Here is an 18210-nt window from a genome sequence, read left to right on the forward strand (position 1 = left end):
GCGGCCGGTCGCAGGGGGCGCAGTGCGCGGGCGGCGGCGGTACGAGGGCGACGCGGGCGCGGACCAGTGCGAGGGCGCGGGCGAGCGGACGGGCCGCCAGCAGCGCGGTCGCGCCGAGGACGGCGGCCAGCCGGAACACGGCGGCTTCGCCCCGGGCCAGCCACGCGGCGCAGAAGAGTCCGGCGAGGACGTGGGCGGCGATCATGCCGAAGCCGCCGTGGCCGGCCATGGAGACCATGGAGGCCAGGCCCTGCACGCCGTCGGCCATACCGGCCATGCCCTCGTGCATGCCGGTCACGCCGCCGGTCATGCCGGCCATGCCCTCGTGCATGCCGGCCGTGCCGTCGGCTGTGGCGGGCATGTCATGTGCCATGCCCGCCATGTCATGTGCCGTACTCGGCACACCGTGGACCGCTCCCCCGCCGGGACCGCCCGTCGTGCCGCCCGCCGCCGCCTCGCCGATCGCGACGGGCATGGTGTGCGCGGGGTGGTGGCCGGGTACCGGCTGCGGCGCGACGGCCGCGGGCGCGTGGGCCCGGCCCGCGGAGAAGATGAGGTGGAGCGCGCCCTGTACGCCGAGGAGGGCCGCGCCGATCCCGACGGGTCCGCGGCGGCGGCCGGCCGAGAGCCAGGCCAGTGCGCCCGTCACGACGAAGGCGGCCGCCAACGAGCCGAGGGGGACATTCATCCCGGACATGTACGAATGCCCCAGCGCACCCAATGCCACGCACACGGCCGCGAACATCGCGGCCCGCACGACGCGCATCGGCGCGGGGGTTCCAGACATGTTCCGGTCATATTCCCATGAGGCCCGATGGTGCCGCCGGCAGGGTCGTATCCGATCATGGGCGGGTGAATCCATTGCCATGGTCATGGTCATTGCCCTTCGGCGCGGTGTACGCCGCAGGGGTCCAGCTCGGCGCTCACGCCCTGGACCGGCTGGGTCCGGAACGCCGGGACCGGGTGCTGCGCGGTTGCTCGACGAACGTCGACAACCTCGCGACCGGACGCTGGGAAACCCTGCTCAGCAGCGCCTTCGTCGTCGAGGAACCGATGCCGCTGCCCTACGCGCTGCTGCTGGTGGCGGTGCTCGGATACGCCGAGTACGCGTACGGGGCCTGGTGGACGGCCGCCGTGTTCCTCTTCGGCCACGCCGCCGCGACCCTGCTCGTCTACGGTGCGCTGCGGGGCACCACCGACCGCGAGACCCGGGGCGCCGTGGACGTGGGCACGAGCTACGGGTTCAACACCGTGCTCGGCGCCCTGACCTCCGCCCTGCCGCGCGGAACCGTGCGCAACGCGGCCCGGGCGGGCCTGCTGGCGCTCGCGGTCCGGCCGGTCCTGAGCCGCGACCGGACCTTCACCGACGCCGGGCACCTCGCCGCGCTGGGCGTGGGGATCGGACTCTCCCTGGCCCTCGACCGGCTGCCCCTCGACCGGCCGCCCCTCGACCGGCATGTGGGACCGGCTCGCCGGAATATCGCCCTTGGGTGACCCGAATGATACGAATGATCCGAATGACACGAGTAATCCACACCTCGCGCATACCGCTGGAGACGCCACGATGACCGCCACGCCCTCCACCACCGTCGCCAACCTCCGCGACCTCGGTGGCACCCCGCTCGCCGGCGGCCGGACCGTCCGACCCGGACTCGTGCTGCGTTCGGGCTCCCTCGACCGGCTCGACCTGGCCGCCGACCCGGCGGTGGCCGCGCTGGAGCTGCGTACGGTCATCGACTTCCGCAGCGACGCCGAGCGCGCCGACCACCCCGACCGGCTGCCCGAGGGCGCACGGCTGGTGGTGCGTGACGTGCTGGCCGACAAGATGAGCGACGGCAGGATGCCCGCCGCGACCCAGCTCAAGGACCTGCTCGCCGATCCGGTGGTGGCCGAGGAGCACCTGGGCGGCGGCCGGGCGCAGGAACTCTTCGGGTCGGTCTACCGGTCGTTCGTCAGCTCCGGCTCCGCGCAGGCCGCGTACCGCACGCTGCTGATCGAGGCGGCCGATCCGGATTCGGGTCCGCTGCTGTTCCACTGCACGGCCGGCAAGGACCGTACGGGCTGGGGCGCGACGCTGATCCTCGCGCTGCTCGGCGCCGACGAGGAGACCCTGCTGGCGGAGTACCTGTCGGTGAACCCGGCGGTGAAGGTGGCCTTCGCCCCCATGATCGAGGGCTTCACGGCGGCGGGCGGGGACCCGGACATCGCGCTCGCCCTGATCGGGGTGTTCCCCTCCTACCTGGAGGCCGGCCTCGACGAGGTCCGCACGCGCTACGGATCGGTGGAGAAGTACGTGCGCGAGGGCCTCGACGTGTCCGACGAGACCGTCGAGGCGCTGCGGACCAAGCTCATCGCCTGAGCCTCCGCGCGGCCGGGGGCGCGCCGTGCCCGACGCCCCCGCGCGGCCCGGCGCGCCCCGGAGGCGCGTACGCGTTCCCGGGCGCCGGGTTGGTCCGAACGTGTGCGCTGGGGGCGGGTGACCATCCGACGAATCGCTCGTTCTGCTGAACGTGACTGCGCCGGATACCGCCACCCGCCCCCTGCCTCCCGACGTCGAGCAGGCCGAGGCCGCCATCGTCGAGCACTACCCGCGGCTGGTGCGGCTCGCCTATCTGGTGCTGCCGCCCTCCCTCGGCCGCAACCGACGGGTCCTGACCGCCCATTCGCTGACCCAGCGCGCCCTGCCGCGCGGCCGGCGTGCCGCGGAGGCCGACGCCGCCCAGGTGCGCGGCGGGGTCCCGGCGCAGCGCGACGGGGCGGACGGGCCCGAGTCGGGGTACGCGTACGTCCGGCTGCGCGTGCTGCGTTCGGCGCTGGAGGCGGGGATCCCGCTGAGCTTCCGGGCGCTCCCGCTGCGCGGGCAGCTGCCGCCGCTGCTCCCCCAGGTGTGGGGGCTGCGGCTGTTCCCGAGGTCGGGCGGTGCCGAGGAGCTGGCGCTGGACCAGTGGTTGGCCACCTTGAACGGGCCCGGTCGGGCGGCCTGTGTCCTGCGGGCGCTGGAGGGGTTGGCGGAGCCGGACGTGCTCCGGGTACTGACCGAGGCCGGGGTCGCCGATCCGGCCGCGGCGGTCGCGGAGTCCGGGGATCCGGCGCACGACGCCCTCTTCGCGTCCCCGGAGTTCGATCCGTGCGTGCTCCAGGCCCGGCCCACCGACCTGTTGCGGCGGCGGCGGTTCACCCGGGCCGGGCTGGCCGCGGCCGCGGCCCTCGCGGTGTGCGGGGCGCTGTTGGCGCTGCCGGGCGGTGGCTGGGGCTCGGACGGGCCGGCCGCTCCGTCGTACGCGCTGAACGCGGCGGCGGAGCAGGCGTTGGACCCCGGACAGCTGGTGCGGGCCCCGGCGACGCTGTGGCGCACGTCCTCCCGTACGGACTACTCGGCGTGGCCCGCGCGCGGCGACCGCGCCGACGACAAGGAGCTGCTGCGCCGGGCGCTGGCCGTGTGGGCCCGGCCGGGGAAGTCGGTGGTGGTGTCGGCGACGCCGGGGACCCCGTCCGGTCCGCCGATGGGGCCGCCGCAGCTGCTGTTCGCGGGGGCCGTCGACCAGGCGGTGGTGGTGCTGCTGTACGACGGGCTGCGGGTGGTCCGGTACGCGGAACCGCGCGCCGGGACCGCGGGCGCGGCCCTCGACTTCGCCCGGACCGACGGGGCGTCGGCGGACACCGCGACGGGGCTGGTGCTCAGCCGGGTCGACGGCAACGTCCGCTATCTGGCGGCCCCGTGGGTGACCGGCGCCGCCCTGCGCGACCTCCTCAAGCCGGGTGAGGCGCCGGTGGCGCTGAAGCTGACGCCCGAGGGGATGACCCCGCCGGTGGGAAGTCCCGCCCCGGGCGGCAGCTGCACCGTCTGGAACGCCATCGCCCTGACCGGTGACGGGGCGACGCGGCTGGTCACGGACCTGGGGGAGCTCACCCCGGCCCGGCTGACGTCGGGTGCGCCGGGTGCGGCGCGGGACGTGTCGGAGGCGGCCGAGCTGGGCGAATGGTCGAGGATCGCCTGCCTGTTGCCCTCGGTCCGTTCGCACGGGGTGCGCAGCGTCAACGCCTGGACATACGCGAAGCAGCCGCTGCCGGAGAACGACGGGACGGCCACCTGGCTGTGCACGCGGGCCGAGACCTGGCAGGGCGCGTCGGACCGGGTGCAGGCGCAGTTCCTGGCCCCGGGGGCCGCGCTGGCGGCCCAGGCGGCGAAGGCGGAGGGGTCCGCGGCGTGCGGGCCCCGGGAGCCGAGGGTGCTGGCCGGGGTGCTGTGGAAGTCCCGCGCGGGGAGTTGGTACGTCCTGGCGGCGGGCAGCGCGCAGTTCGCCTCGTTGTCGGTGTCGGGCGGTGTCAGCGGTTCGGCGACGGGCAACCGGCTGGCCGTGAAGGCCCCGGAGGGCGCGCAGGTCGATCTTTCGGGCAAGCTGACGGACGGCACGAAGGCCGGGGTGCTGCGCTAGGGGCTGTCGTCAGTGTCCCGGTGCCGCGGTGGCAGATTGGCGTGCCGGAGGGGTTTTCCTCGCCGGTACCCGTCAGTACATTGACGCCATGTCTAATACGCCGCTCGTGCCCGCCCCCGTGGCGTCGGAACAAATAGACCTCCAGCCACGGAACGTCTCCTTCTCCTGGCAGGACACCCCGCTCCACTGGCTGCCCGGCGACCCCTTCGCCGGGCACACCATCAACGTGCTGCACCTGTTGCTGCCCGCCGGGGAGCGCTGGTTCGTCCACGTCTACAAGCAGGTCCTCCCGTACATCACGGACGAGCGGCTGCGGGCGGACGTCATCGGATTCATCGGGCAGGAGGCGATGCACGCCGCCGCCCACGACGACGTGCTCCCGCACCTGAAGCGGCTGGGCCTGGACCCCACCCCGTACACCGCGCAGGTCGACTGGCTCTTCGAGAAGCTGCTCGGCGACCGGACCCTGCCGCCGGGGCGGGCCCGCAGGTGGTGGCTGATGGAACGGGTCGCGATGATCGCCGCGATCGAGCACTACACGGCGTTCCTGGGCGACTGGATCCTCAACGCCGACGAACTGGACCGGCGCGGCGCCGACCCGACGATGCTGGACCTGCTGCGCTGGCACGGCGCGGAGGAGGTGGAACACCGTTCGGTGGCCTTCGACCTGTTCATGCACGTGGACGGCAACTACCGCCGCCGCGCGCGGACCTGGGCGACCGCATTCACCGCGCTGGTGTTCCTGTGGCAGCGCGGCGCCCGGTTCTTCATGGAGAACGACCCGCACCTGCCGGCCGCCAGGGCTTCCCTGGGGCAGTTCTTCCGGGCGGGACAGCAGGGCGTCCTGCCCTCGGCGGGAGCGATGGTGAAGTCGATCCCGACGTACCTGTCGCGTACGTACCACCCCTCGCAGGAGGGCTCCACCGCCCAGGCCGAGGCCTACCTGGCCACCTCGCCGGGCGCCAACGGCGGAGTCCGGCCGTGAGGCGGGCCCTGACGGTCACGGCCGTCGCCGGAGCCGCGTTCCTCACCCGGCGCGCGCTGAGCAGGCGGATCCGCCGCTCCCCGCTGTGGCCGCTGCCCGCGCTGGAGAACCCGGTGTCGGGCCACTCCCCGCGCCGGCTGCTGCGCACCCTGATCGTGTCCCGTTCGGAGCCGGCGCGGGGCGTGCTGCGGCTCGTCCTGGAGTCCCCCGAGCTGCCGGCCTGGGCGCCGGGCGCGCACGTGGACGTCGTCCTTCCGTCGGGCCTGGTCCGCCAGTACTCGCTGTGCGGGGACCCGGCGGAAGCCGGCCGGTACACGATCGCGGTCCGGCTGATCGAGGACGGCCGGGGCGGCTCCCGCGAGGCGCACGCCCAGCTGGTGGAGGGCGCGGAGCTGGAGCTGCGCCCGCCCCGCAACCGGTTCGAGCTCGCGCCCGCGCCCTCGTACGTCTTCGTCGCGGGCGGCATCGGGATCACCCCGATCCTCCCGATGCTCCGCGCGGCAACGGCCTGCGGCGCCGACTGGTCCCTCCTGTACGGGGGGCGCTCGCGCGACTCGATGCCGTTCCTGCCCGAACTCGCCGCGTACGGGGACCGGGTCACGGTGCTGGCCGGGGACGAGACGGGCCTGCCGGACCTGAGCGCGCTGGCCGCGCTCGCGCCGGGCACCCTCGTCTACTGCTGCGGCCCGGACGCCCTGATGCGGGCCGTCACGGGGGCGGTGGCGGACCCGTCGACGGTCCGCCTGGAGCGGTTCGCCCCGGAAGCGGGCGGCCCGGCGCGGCCCTTCACGGTGGAACTGGCCCGATCGGGCCGCACGGTGGAGGTCGCGGCGGACGAGTCCACCCTGACGGCGGTCCGACGGGAGCTCCCGAACACCCCGTACTCCTGCGAGCAGGGCTTCTGCGGAACCTGCCAACACCGGGTCCTGGAAGGGGAGATCGACCACCGCGACGAACTCCTCACCGACGGCGAACGTCCGAACTCGATGCTCCTGTGCGTCTCCCGCGCCGCGGCGGACCGCCTGGTCCTGGACCTGTAACACCGCGCGGGGTCCCGGAGCACCCGCCCCGGAACCCCGTTCCCGCCCTACGGCTCGCAGCGTCCGGAGCCGACCTTCATGAAGTCCGTCCGCCTGACGACCTTGTTGTTCCCCACGATCACCTCACCGTCCCCGAGCCCTTCGAACCGCTTCAGGTCGAACGTCACGTCACCATTCAGCCCGCGCCCTCCGATGCCTCCCATGACACCGGCCGAGAAGGTGACGTCACCGGTCTTCAGGTCGGCGAGAGAGGCCTTCGAAACCCTCCATCCGTCAGGTGCCCGGAAGAACTCCACCTCCGAAACGTCCCGGGTCCCGGGACTGTTCCACACCGACCACCGCGGAGCGCCCTTGTGGGCCGAGATCCCGACGAGTTGAGCCACGTACCCCGGGCAGGGCGCGATGAGCACCTTCCCCACTCCCCCCTCCATCCGCTCCACCCCCACGATCTGCTTCGGCGCCGGCGTACATCCCGCCAGCAGGAAACAGCAGAAAATAGACCCTTTCAGAAAGGTTTCCCGCAACAGCATTAGATCACCTCCTTCAATTTCCGAAAAGATCGACGGCCTTACCGCCCACCGGAACAGCCTGCCATTCCTGGAGCGTGAGATATCCACCCCACCAGAGATTCGCTTCCACTTCATATTTGTTGGCGTGAGCCGGAAGTGTCGACCCAAGACGATACATCGACTTCCCCGATTCAACCATACAGTCAGTTATGTAGAACGAGGCCTGACTGAAGGTTGCCCACTGCCGCGAGTGAACGGCCTCATGCCTCTCCAGGTCGGGGCCCTTACTCGCAGCTGTCTCCGCACTCCAGAGCCGCTCGATCTCCTGACGATAATCCCATTCCCAGTTCAGCCGGTTCACATAGGACTCCCGGCTGCTCGGGTAGAAGAGAACGTCCCCCACCGTCATCGGCTGCGAAAGACCCGGGGAATGCTGGAAGCAGACGTACTGCGCGGACCGAACGACGCAGCCCGTCGTAAGAGACGAATACTCGTACGCCAACTCGTTGGCCCCATTGTCCCGATTTCCCTCATTGAACGGGTCGTCCATGATGTGCGACGAACTGACTTCGGTAAGACAATCCACCGCCATATCCCCTTCAGGACAGTTGAGCGCCTCCGTCATGGGTGGCGGACCAGGGTGAAGCGGCGGCGCCAGAGGTACCGGGGGGGCGCCGTACAGTGGGCCGCAGAATTGGGCGAGGCCCTGGGTGCACTTTCCGAGCGGGCCGCCGCCCGTCGCGGTTCCCGGATGATACGTCGCGCGCGGGATCGCTACAGAACTGATCGCTCGGGAGCTCTGGGCACCCGTGTTGTACTTCTGTGCGTGCGACTTGGCCGGCAGCGGTGTGTCGTTGTGCCCGTTCGGGCCGCGGGTCGGGCAGTCCAGTTCGGCACAGGCGCCCGAGGGGTCCGATGTCGTGACCGGGTTGTTGTTGGCATAGCCGTATCCGTTGAGGGATTGAGCGGAGGCAGTGATCAGTACTGGGTCCACGCTCAGGAACCGGCCGATCAGGGGGTCGTACTCACGGACTCCGATGTGGGTGAGGCCCGTACTGCCGTCCACGGGCTTGTCCAAGAAGCGCTTGTCGTCGGGCCAGACCGTCGGCGTACTGCCCCGAGGGGCCCCGAAAACCGTCGTATAACGCTTGGCCGGCGTCTGGCCGGCGTCGTCCGAAACGACCAGGGTCGTCGTACCGTTGTTGTCTCCGGCGGTGAAGGACAGCTGGGCACTGCCTGATTCGTTGGTGCGGACGGCGATCTTGGATCCGCCCAGGACGTACGAGCGTGTCGCCCACTTCTTGGCGCCCTTCATGTGGACCTCGGTGGCACCGGTGTAGAGGACCGTCTCCCCGTTAGCGTCACGTCGGATCAGCAGCTGGCCCTCGGCGTCGTAGAGGTAGTCCGTGACCGTCCCGCCCTCGGTCAGCCTTCCGAGCTTGCCTTCCAACGTCCAGGCCAGACTCTGCGTCGCCGCACCTCCCGGCGTTTCCGTGCGCTGAGTGGTGTTGCCCGCCGCGTCGTACGCGTACTGCGCCGGAACACCCGCACAGGTTCCGCCGGTCGTGGTCGCCGCCAGGGTGTGCGGGCGGGCCGGGTCGTAGCAGTAGGCACGTGTCGTCGGAGTGCCGGTGTTCGTCCTCTCCGTGGACCTCTGCCCCGACACCGTGTACGTGTAGCTGTTCCAGTACGGTGCCGCGCCGTCGATGTTGGAGACCGTGCGGCCCGGCAGCGAGCAGTCCGCGGTCCTCGGGGTCCAGGCCAGCTGAGCCTGCGCTGGCCGTCGCCGCCTCCGCGTTCTTCACCACGAGGACTTCACGGAAGCCCTCGACTGTCGCGGTCAGCCTCAGGTCGACACCTGGCAGGACCTCGCCGTAGAGGGCACTGTCCCCATCGAGTACCGGCTCGGGCAGAACGCCCTGCCAACCGAGGGACAGGGAACGTCCGCCGTGGTCGATGGTGACGAGGCTGGTGCGCCCTCCGCCGCCGGAGAAGCTCAGACCCGCCAGGGAGGCCTTCGGACCCACCGTGCCGTCCGCCCGCACGGTCAGCGTGGCGTCGGGTGCGACCCAGTCACCGCTCTTCGTCCTGACCCTCTGGGGCACCACGGATTGGTCGAGCCGGAACGACTTACCATCAGGATTTGCGTAAGTGGAGGTGAACTCTGTTCTTTCGCCGACGATTTCGACGGGCTTCCCGGAGCGCACCGCCCGATCGAGGGCCAGCTGCCCTTCCGTCGGCGCGGGAACCGCTGCGGGATCGGCCGTTGCCACTGCCGAGGCATGGCCAGCCATGACACCCACCATGACCGCGGCACTCAGTACGGCCGCGACGGCATGGCGAAGCCGCGGACCTCTTCCAGAAGACATTTTCCCCATCCCCGAATACAGCGGCGCCTCCCCAGACCCCGCGCGAAGCGATCACTGAAACATCGCGTTCGCGAATGTATGGCGGCCAGCAACTCCCCTGCAATACAAGGGAGTTGGCGCATTCAAGATTGACGGGAAACAGTCCGGTCGATAAATCGCACAAGAGTCCGACATCACCGTGCATGGCGGCGCGCCGGCCGAAGGTTGGAGAGGTGCCCACCCGCTCCGGTAGGGGAGCGGGTGGCGCGCAGTAGGGTGTCGGCATGACAACCGGGGTGCGGCGCAGGATGGGAGTCGAGGAGCGGCGGCAGCAGCTGATCGGGGTGGCCCTGGAGCTGTTCAGCAACCGCTCCCCCGACGACGTGTCGATCGACGAGATCGCGGCGGCGGCCGGAATATCGCGGCCGCTCGTCTACCACTACTTTCCCGGCAAGCTCAGCCTGTACGAGGCCGCGCTGCGGCGGGCCGCCGACGAGTTGGCGCAGCGGTTCGTCGAGCCGCACGAGGGGCCGCTCGGGGCGCGGTTGCTGCGGGTCATGGGCCGGTTCTTCGCGTTCGTGGACGACCACGGGCCCGGTTTCTCGGCGTTGATGCGTGGCGGTCCGGCGGCCGGCAGCAGCCGGGCGAACGCGATGATCGACGAGGTGCGGCAGGCCGCCTACGAGCAGATCGTCTCGCACATCGGGGTGCGGGAGCCGCCCGCCCGGCTGGAGCTCGTGGTGCGGTCGTGGGTGTCGCTCGCCGAGTCGACGGCGTTGATCTGGCTCGACGGCCGGCGCATTCCGCGCGCCGAGCTGGAGTTGCAGTTGGTCCACGACTTCGCGGCGCTGGCCGCCGTCAGTGCCGCGTACGACGCGGAGATGGCGGGGATCCTGGGGCAGATCCTCGTGCACGAGCCGGCGGACGGGCCGTTCGGGGAGCTCGTGACCCGGCTGGTCGGGCTGGTGCCCGGCAGTGGCGCGGTGGCCGGCTCCGGCGAAGGTGACGATCACGGCGGGGTGCCCGCGACCGGATGATCACCGCTGTGGCGATAATGCCCGCGTGATCATTGACGACGAGATCCTGTTCCGGCGGGCCGTGGAGAAGGACGTCGGCACGTTGGTCGACCTGTACGACCAGGCCGCCCGGTGGATGCAGAAGCGCGGGATCGAGCAGTGGAAGCCCGGTGAGAAGGATGCCGCGCACTTCTTGAAGAAGATGCGCGAGGGCGAGGTGTGGCTGGCCGGGGACCCGGACCGGCGGATCGTCGGGGCGTACGAGCTGTGGTGGTCCGACGAGGAGGCGTGGGGGGTCCAGCCGCCGGTCGCGGGTTACGTGCACCGGCTGATGGTGGACCGTCGGACCGCGCCGGCCGGGACCGGACGCCGCATGCTCGAACACGTCGAGCGGCGCGTCGCCCGGTCCGGGCTGGCCCGGGTCCGGCTGGACTGCGTCTCCACCAACCCCCGGCTGCTCGCGTACTACCGCAACGCGGGCTACCGGGTGGTCGGGGAGTTCCCCCACAAGGAGGGGCCGGACGGCAGGATCTACGGGGTGATCCTGCTGGAGAAGCGGCTGGACCGGCTCACCGTCGTGTGAAGACGGCGACCGAGCGGGCCGGTGCGGTGAACTCCCCCTTCGTCGCGTCGTACGAGGCGGACTTGACCACCGGGTCCGCGCCCGACCGCTGGACGGGGTGCAGGGCGTACGAGGTGCCCGCGAGGGCGGTGACGCGCTGCCGTTGGGCGGTGGGATTGGCGTTGAAGACGACCACCAGGTCCCCGAGGGTCATGGTGATCACGCCGGGGGTCTCCTCGGGGCCCGAGAGCGGGAACGCCAACTTCGCCTGGACGGCGTCCGCGGTGGTGAGGGCGAAGGCGCTTTCCGTCGTACGGATCCGCAGCAGGTCCCGGTAGGCGGCCGAGGTCGCGGTGATCTCGGCGCAGCCGGGCGCCGGGCCGGTCAGCAGGGGTTTCGCGTACGTCCACTTCGACTGGTTGTCGGCGGCGGGCGGCAGGCCCCGGCCGAAGCCGTTGCCGTCCCGGCAGTCCCAGTGCAGGGCGTTGAACCAGTCGCCGCTGTCGTAGGAGTTGCGGTCCAGGGACTTCGAGCGGAGCAGATCGGTGCCCGCCTGGGAGAGGGCCGGGCCCTGCGAGAGCGCGGCGGTGGCCATGGCCAGGACGTGCGTGCGGGCCTGATCGGCGGGCGAGGTGGCCCGCGGTAGCTTGAAGGTGAGGGCGTCGGCGAGGGTTTCGTTGTCGTGGGCGTCCACGTAGGCGAGGGCGTCGCCGGGGGCGGCCGCGTATCCGGCGGGGGCGCCGTTGTAGTCGACCTCGGAGCCCTTCACGCGGCGGCCGGTGGTGTCGGTGAAGGTGTACGGGGCGAGGTTCCCGGACAGTCCGACCTTGATCAGGTCCTGGGAGTGCAGGAGCCTGGTGCGCTGTTCGGCGGGGGTGCCGTTGGCGGGCGAGTCGTTGGGGGCGGTGAACAGGCCGGTGGCGAAGCCCTGCACGCGCGGGTCCTCGTCGAAGGGGCCGCCGCCGCGGACGGCGTCGCGGGCGCGGTCGGAGAAGGTGGCGATGCCGGTGCCCGCCATGTTCTTCTGCGAGGCCTGGACGAAGCGGGCGTCGTCGGCGATCTCACCGAAGTTCCAGCCCTCCCCGTAGAGGACGATCCTCTTGCCGTCGACGCCGTCCTTCTCGACGGTCAGGGCGTCGAGGGCCTTGCGGACGGCGAGGATGTTGTCCTTCGGGTGGTGGCCCATCAGGTCGAAGCGGAAACCGTCGACCTTGTACTCCTTGGCCCAGGTCACGAGGGAGTCCACGACGAGCCGGCCCATCATGGCGTTCTCGGGCGCCGTGTTGGCGCAGCAGGTGGAGGTGGCGACGCCGCCGTCCGCGAGGAGCCGCTGGTAGTAGCCGGGGACGACGCGGTCAAGGACCGACTTGTCGGCCTGCCCGGAGGCGACGGTGTGGTTGTAGACCACGTCCATGACGGTGCGCAGCCCGGCCCCGTTCAGCGACTGGACCATCCTGCGGAACTCGACCGTGCGGGCGGTGCCGTTCGGGTCGCTCGCGTACGAGCCCTCCGGGACGGTGTAGTGCAGCGGGTCGTAGCCCCAGTTGTAGGAGTCCTTCGCGGCGGCGGCGGCCACGCAGGCCTGCTGCTCCTCGCTGTCGGGGGCGTACACCTTGAGGTCGCAGGCGGGTTCGGTGCGGTCGGCGGGCTTCTCGGGGATGGTGCCGATGTCGAAGGCCGGCAGCAGGTGGACGTACGAGGTGCCGGCGGCTGCGAGGTCGCGCAGGTGCCGCATGCCCGCCGAGCCGGTCTCGGTGAAGGCCAGGTACTGGCCGCGGTGGGTGCTGGTGCGGTCCGCGACGGAGAAGTCACGGACGTGCAGTTCCTGGATCTGGGCGGAGGTGAAGGGCACGGCCGCCGGTTTGCGCAGGCCCTTCCATCCGGGCGGGGCGAGCTTCGGGTCGGCGAGGTCGACGGCGAGGCTGTGCGTCGAGTCGGCGGTGAGGGCGGTGGAGTACGGGTCGGTGACGAGGTTGCGGACGACCTGGCGGGTGCTCGGCGCCCAGACGGTCACGGCGTACCGGTAGGGCTTGCCGTTCCAGGAGCGTTCGCCGCGCACCGACCAGACGCCGGTGGTGTCGTCGCGGCGCATGGGGACGCTGCGGCCGTCGAGTTCGAGCGCGACCTGTTGGGCGGTCGGCGCCCACACGGACAGGGTGGGGCGGCCGTCCTTGAAGACGGGTCCGAGCGCGGCGTTCGTCGCGTACAGGTCGTCGAGGACGCCGGCGAGCTGGACGCCGGTGGCGGCGAGGACGGCGCCGTTGGCGGTGCGGGCGCTCGCGACGAGCTGGCCGCGCAGGGCGTCGCGCACGCGGTCGCGGTCGCGGGGGTCGACGGTGAAGGCCGGGTACGCGGCCAGGTGCGGGAACTTCTGCTTCTGGGCGGCGGTGAGCTCGGAGCGGTTCAGCCGCAGCCAGGTGGCGCCGGCCTCGCGCAGGGCGCCGTTCTCCGCCGTGATCCGGCCTTCGCGGGAGGCGAGGAGTTGGACGGAGGCGGCCGCGGCGGGTGCCTTCCAGGCGACGGTGTCCCGGTCGATCCAGACGGCTTCGGCCTTGGTCAGGTCGAGGGCGGCGGCCGATCCGGCGGGCTGCGGCAGCAGGTACGTCGCGCGGCCGGCCAGCGTCCACACCTCGTGGCCGGTGGCCTTCAGGTCGAGGGACTGGTCGGTGGGGAGGTCCTTCTCGTCGCCCTTGTGGAGGATGTAGCTCAGGCTGGTGGCGCCGGCCGCGAGGGGTACCTCGTAGACCGCGCCGTAGGCATCGGTGCGTACGGGCATCAGCGGCTTCGACCAGTCGGTGGGGCTCGCGGCGCCGGTCCAGACGTGCAGGCCCCAGCCGTCGTACGCGCCGTCGGGGCGCTGGTGGTGGAGGATCGCCTTCGTCGTGTCCTGCGGCGGGTGGGCGGGGCGGTCGGTGCGGGCGGGTTCCTTGCCCTGTTCGAGCCAGATCTCGCCGGTCTTCGTCACGTCGATGGTGCGGTCGACGGCGACGTCCTTGTTGCCGTCCTTGTCGATGACGAGGTAGTTGACGGAGGAGGCGCCGGGCTTCAACTTGACGTGGGCGAAGGCGCCGTAGGCGTCGCGGCCGGTGAAGGCGTGCCCCTCCGGCCACGGAGTGGGTTCGCCATCGGCGAGGTCGCCCCAGGCGTACAGCCGCCAGTTCGCGTAGTCGCCGTCGGGGCGGTTGTAGTGGACGACCGCGTACTCGCGCTGGGTGGCGGTCGGGGTTTCCTTCGGCGGTGTCTGTCCGGCGACGGACGCGGCGAGCGCGCCGGCCGTGCGTCCCGCCGAGTCGATGACGACGGCCTTGTAGCGCAGGGGCGTTCCGGCCGGGGCCGTGACGTGCTGGGTGACCTTGTACGGGGCGTGGTCGGCGGAGCCGAGAACCTGCCACTTGCCGGTCCCGGTCTGCGCGGCGAACACGACCCGGTTCAGGCCGCCGCCGGTGACCTCGGCGGACAGCTCGACGGTGCCGGTGGCGCCGGGGGCCGGGGCCTTCAGGGTGAGTGCGGGCTCGGTGGTGGGCGGGGCGAGCGGGGCAACGGCCTGGAGGACCACCGAGCCGAGCGCGGGCAGCGGGACGGTGAGCTTGCCGGCCGCGGAGGCGCGGACCAGCGCGGTGCCGCCGTACAGGGTGCGGTACTGGGCGCCGGCCGGGGCGTCGATCTCCACGGTGCGGCCCTCGGGGGCGTTGTTCGCGGCGACCAGGTACTCGGTCCGGGTGCGGGCGTCGGTGCGCGCGAAGGCGTACACGGGGCCGTCGGCGAGGCGCTCGCTCTGCACGCCGTCGCGCAGGGCGGGGTGCTCCTTGGTCAGCTTCGAGAGGGCGCCGATCTGCCGGTACAGCGGGTGCTTCGCGTCGAAGGCGTCGCTCGCGTGGGTGCGGTCCGTGCCCAGCTGGTCGTCGTCGAGGTAGTCGGCGGTCCGGGAGGCGAAGAGGGGCTGGCGGGCGTCCTTGTCGCCGCCCGCACCGGTGAAGCCCTGCTCGTCGCCGGAGTAGATCACCGGGTTGCCCCGGGAGAGGAACATCAGCTCGTTGGCGAGCCGGTAGCGGTCGAGGAGCTCTTGTTCCCCGGCTCCGGGCCGGTCCTGCTTCAGGAAGGTGCCGAAGCGGCCCATGTCGTGGTTGCCGAGGAAGGTGACCTGCTCGTACGCGTTCGCCTTGTCGGTGGTGTACCGGTAGTCGTCGGCGAGTACGGAGCCCAGCCGGCCGGCGGCCGCGCCCTGGGAGGCGTAGGCGCGGATGGCGTCCTGGAGCGGGAAGTCGAGGGTGGCGTCGAGCCGGCCGCGGGTGACGTACGGGGAGGTGACGGCGGTGTCGGCGGAGTAGACCTCGCCGAACATGAAGAAGTCCTCGCGGCCGCGCTCGGCGGCGTACGCGTCGAGGGCGGTGGCCCACCGGGTCCAGAACTCGGTGTTGACGTGCTTGACCGTGTCGATACGGAAGCCGTCGATCCGGAAGTCCTTGACCCACTTCTCGTAGATCTTCTCCATGCCGCTGACGACCTCGGGACGCTCGGTCCACAGGTCGTCGAGCCCCGAGAAGTCACCCTGCTCGGAGGACTCGCCGGCGAAGGTGGAGTCACCGCGGTTGTGGTACATGGCGGGGTCGTTCAGCCAGCCGGGGACCTTGAGGTTCTTCTTCGCGTCGGGCACGAAGGGGGTCCGGGGGAAGGAGGCGGAGCCGGTCTTCGGGAACTTGTCCTTGCCCTTGGCTTCCGCGTAGTCGGCGTCGTCGAAGGGCACTCCGTCCTTGGTCAGGTAGGGGAACGCGCCCTTCGACAGGTAGGAGTGGGACCCCTCGCGGTAGTCGACGACGTCGGCGGTGTGGTTGGTGATGACGTCGAAGAAGACCTTCATCCCCTTCCGGTGCGCCGCGTCGATCAGCTTCTCCAGGTCGGCGTTGGTGCCGAAGTGCGGGTCGACCTGCGTGAAGTCGGTGATCCAGTAGCCGTGGTAGCCCGCCGAGGCGTCCTTGCCCTCCCCCTGGACCGGCTGGTTCTTGAAGATCGGCGCCATCCAGATGGAGGTGGTGCCGAGGCCCTTGATGTAGTCGAGCCGGTCGGTGAGGCCCTTGAGGTCACCGCCCTGGTAGAAGCCCTTGTCCGTCGGGTCCAGGCCGGTCTGCAGGCGGGTGCCGGTCAGGCCGCCGCGGTCGTTGCGCGGGTCTCCGTTCGCGAACCGGTCGGGCAGGACGAAGTAGAACTGTTCCCGGGTCAGGTCGTGCCGGGCCGGTTCGGCGGCCAACTTCGCGTCCGGGGGCGGGGCGGGGGCCTGTGCGGCGGCCGCCGCCGGGAGGACGGGCAGGAGCGTCACGGCCAGGGCGGCGGCGAGCGCTCCTGCGACGGGGCGTATCAAGGCGGATTCTCCTCGGTCACGGGGTGGAGGGCCGCCCGGCGGTGGCGGGTCCGTCGGGTGCCGGGCGGCCCTGGTCTGCGGGGCGGCGGCTCAGTTGCGCCAGGTGTCGGTCAGCGTGACCTTGCCGCTCGCGGGGACGGTGGCCGTACGGTTGGCGCCGCTCTCCCAGGTGACGTTCCCGGCGGCGTCCTTGCGCACGTACTTGTAGGCGAGGGCCGTACCGGCCGGGAGGGCGGCGTCGAGCTTCCAGACGGGGTAGGCGGCGGGGTCGAGCTTCAGGGCGGACGTCGGGTTCCAGTTGCCGAGCTCGGCGCGGTCCCCGGTGACGTACACGTCCTGGCCCGGCACGGTCGTCGCGGTGACGGCGAAGGAGGCGCCCGTCGTCGGGGACGGGTTCGACGGGGTTCCGGCGCAGGTACGGGCGTTGACGTGCAGCGCCAGCGCGGTGCCGGCGCCGAGGGTCGCGGTGAAGCGGCCCGAGCCGTCCACGGTCACGGCGCGGCCGCTCTGCACGTCGCAGTAGTCGCCGGCCGGGAGGGAGGTCTGGAAGGTGCGGGCGAGCGCGGAGCCCTCGTGGTTGATGGCCACGTACGCCTTCGCGCCGCGCCCGAAGGCGATCTGGTCCCCGCCGTTGTCCCACCAGTCCGTCACGGACTGGCCGCGGGCCGCGTTGCGGAAGCCGACCATCGAGGAGATCTCGCGCCAGGCGTGCTGGCACTTCCAACCGTCGGCGTAACAGGCGTTCACCGTACCGCCGTTGGGCGGGCCGGCGTCCTTGTCGGACCACTCGTAGCCGGAGTGCACGTCCGGGGACCCGTAGGGCCAGGCCAGCATGAAGACGTTGGCCAGGGTGTAGGCGGAGCCGTTCTTGTAGCTGAGGGTGTCGCCGACGCGCTCGGTGTCGTGGTTGTCGACGAACACGCCGCTCCGCGCGGAGGACATGTGGCCCCAGGCCTCGCCGAAGTTCTTCAGGTGGGCGAGGTTCTCGTTCTGGAGGACCCGCTTGAGGTCGCGGGCGTAGCGGAACTCCTGGACGTCCCCGCTGCCTAGGTACTCGCTCGGCGAGACGGCCTCGCCCGCACCGAATATGGCCTCCTGCTTCCAGTACACGCCCGGGTTCGTCAGCCGGGACTTGATGTTCGCGAGGTCACCGGCGGGCATGTGCTTGGCGGCGTCGATCCGGAACCCGTCGACGCCGAGGGACAGCAGGTCGTTGAGGTAGCCGGCGATGCGGCCGCGCACGTAGTCCTCCCCCGTGTCCAGGTCGGCCAACTGCACGAGCTCGCAGTTCTGGACGTTGCCCCGGTCCTGGTAGTTCGAGATCGTCGCCCGACAGTCGTCCATGTCGGCGCCGGAGTAGAGGCCGGGGTAGCCGTACTTCGTGTACGAACTGCCGCCCGTTCCGGTGCCGTCGCCGGCGGCCATGTGGTTGATGACGGCGTCCGCGACGACCTTCACCCCGGCGGCGTGACAGGTGTCGACCATCCGCTTGAAGGCGGCCCGGTCCCCGAGCCTGCCGGCGATCTTGTAGCTGACGGGCTGGTACGAGGTCCACCACTGGGGGCCCTGGATGTGCTCCTGGGGAGGCGAGACCTGGACGAAGCCGTACCCGGCGGGACCGAGGCTGTCGGTGCAGGCCTGGGCGACGGAGTCGAACCGCCACTCGAAGAGCACGGCGGTGACGTCCCGCTCCCCGGGCGCGGCGGCCCGCGCCTGCGGCGCCTGGGCGGTGAGGGTCCCGGCGGCGGCAACTGCGGCGACGGCGAAAAGGGTTGCAGCTCTGGCGGCTCTGACAGGCATGCGGGGGGCCTCCTGGCGTAGAGGTGGGGATTGCACGCGACCGTAGGGCCAGGCAGGGAGTGTTGCAAGAGTTTGCGCAAGAGGTTGCAGATTTGTTTCCGGGGGTGGGGTGGAGGGCTGGTCTGGGCACCCGGCGCGGGGTCCAACTACTCCGCATC

The 18210-nt window shown here is 71.4% G+C and carries 12 protein-coding genes; 7 read left to right on the forward strand and 5 right to left on the reverse strand.

What is annotated here, in order from left to right; all coding sequences use genetic code 11:
• Positions 1–787 (reverse strand): hypothetical protein (locus NOD94_RS15570; RefSeq protein WP_281206515.1); only part of this gene is annotated, 787 nt, incomplete at its 3' end.
• Positions 788–894: 107 nt separating this feature from the next.
• Here NOD94_RS15570 and NOD94_RS15575 point away from each other — a divergent pair.
• The 5 genes from NOD94_RS15575 to NOD94_RS15595 all read left to right on the forward strand — a co-directional run bounded on the left by NOD94_RS15575 (position 895) and on the right by NOD94_RS15595 (position 6461).
• The gene (locus tag NOD94_RS15575) at positions 895–1494 is read left to right on the forward strand and encodes a rhomboid-like protein (RefSeq protein ID WP_281206516.1); all 600 of its coding nucleotides are present in this window, start codon (positions 895–897) and stop codon (positions 1492–1494) included.
• A gap of 70 nt (positions 1495–1564) precedes the next feature.
• Positions 1565–2359, forward strand: coding sequence for a tyrosine-protein phosphatase (locus NOD94_RS15580; RefSeq protein ID WP_281206517.1), 795 nt, complete (start codon positions 1565–1567; stop codon positions 2357–2359).
• 151 nt (positions 2360–2510) lie between these two features.
• A complete protein-coding gene (locus NOD94_RS15585; RefSeq protein WP_281206518.1) occupies positions 2511–4436 on the forward strand; it encodes a hypothetical protein in 1926 nt (641 codons plus the stop codon).
• A gap of 88 nt (positions 4437–4524) precedes the next feature.
• Positions 4525–5421 (forward strand): metal-dependent hydrolase, encoded by an 897-nt coding sequence (locus NOD94_RS15590; RefSeq protein WP_281206519.1) that lies wholly within the window; start codon positions 4525–4527, stop codon positions 5419–5421.
• A complete protein-coding gene (locus NOD94_RS15595; RefSeq protein ID WP_281206520.1) occupies positions 5418–6461 on the forward strand; it encodes a PDR/VanB family oxidoreductase in 1044 nt (347 codons plus the stop codon). The genes NOD94_RS15590 and NOD94_RS15595 overlap by 4 nt, the downstream gene beginning before the upstream one ends.
• Before the next feature lie 47 nt (positions 6462–6508).
• On the opposite strand, the gene NOD94_RS15600 is transcribed toward NOD94_RS15595, so the two are convergent.
• Positions 6509–6991, reverse strand: coding sequence for a hypothetical protein (locus NOD94_RS15600; RefSeq protein WP_281206521.1), 483 nt, complete (start codon positions 6989–6991; stop codon positions 6509–6511).
• A gap of 13 nt (positions 6992–7004) precedes the next feature.
• Entirely contained in the window at positions 7005–8636 is a 1632-nt protein-coding gene (locus NOD94_RS15605; protein WP_281206522.1) for an RHS repeat-associated core domain-containing protein, read from the reverse strand.
• 966 nt (positions 8637–9602) lie between these two features.
• Between NOD94_RS15605 and NOD94_RS15610 the strand changes: the two genes are divergently transcribed.
• A complete protein-coding gene (locus tag NOD94_RS15610) occupies positions 9603–10355 on the forward strand; it encodes a TetR/AcrR family transcriptional regulator (protein WP_281206523.1) in 753 nt (250 codons plus the stop codon).
• A gap of 25 nt (positions 10356–10380) precedes the next feature.
• Positions 10381–10917 (forward strand): GNAT family N-acetyltransferase, encoded by a 537-nt coding sequence (locus tag NOD94_RS15615; protein WP_281206524.1) that lies wholly within the window; start codon positions 10381–10383, stop codon positions 10915–10917.
• Here the strand turns inward: NOD94_RS15615 and pulA are convergent.
• The gene (gene pulA, locus NOD94_RS15620; RefSeq protein WP_281206525.1) at positions 10904–16252 is read right to left on the reverse strand and encodes a pullulanase-type alpha-1,6-glucosidase; all 5349 of its coding nucleotides are present in this window, start codon (positions 16250–16252) and stop codon (positions 10904–10906) included. The genes NOD94_RS15615 and pulA overlap by 14 nt on opposite strands.
• A 90-nt stretch (positions 16253–16342) precedes the next feature.
• The gene (locus NOD94_RS15625; protein ID WP_281206526.1) at positions 16343–18052 is read right to left on the reverse strand and encodes a carbohydrate-binding module family 20 domain-containing protein; all 1710 of its coding nucleotides are present in this window, start codon (positions 18050–18052) and stop codon (positions 16343–16345) included.
• Positions 18053–18210 lie beyond the last annotated feature (158 nt).

It is taken from the genome of Streptomyces sp. Isolate_45, from assembly GCF_024721315.2.
Taxonomy (GTDB): Bacteria; Actinomycetota; Actinomycetes; order Streptomycetales; family Streptomycetaceae; genus Streptomyces.

Excerpts from the sequence above, each read along its gene's own strand:
- NOD94_RS15610 (WP_281206523.1), top strand. The coding sequence starts at position 9,603 with ATGACAACCGGGGTGCGGCGCAGGATGGGAGTCGAGGAGCGGCGGCAG.
- NOD94_RS15600 (WP_281206521.1), bottom strand. The coding sequence starts at position 6,991 with ATGCTGTTGCGGGAAACCTTTCTGAAAGGGTCTATTTTCTGCTGTTTC.
- NOD94_RS15580 (WP_281206517.1), top strand. The coding sequence starts at position 1,565 with ATGACCGCCACGCCCTCCACCACCGTCGCCAACCTCCGCGACCTCGGT.
- NOD94_RS15590 (WP_281206519.1), top strand. The coding sequence starts at position 4,525 with ATGTCTAATACGCCGCTCGTGCCCGCCCCCGTGGCGTCGGAACAAATA.
- NOD94_RS15625 (WP_281206526.1), bottom strand. The coding sequence starts at position 18,052 with ATGCCTGTCAGAGCCGCCAGAGCTGCAACCCTTTTCGCCGTCGCCGCA.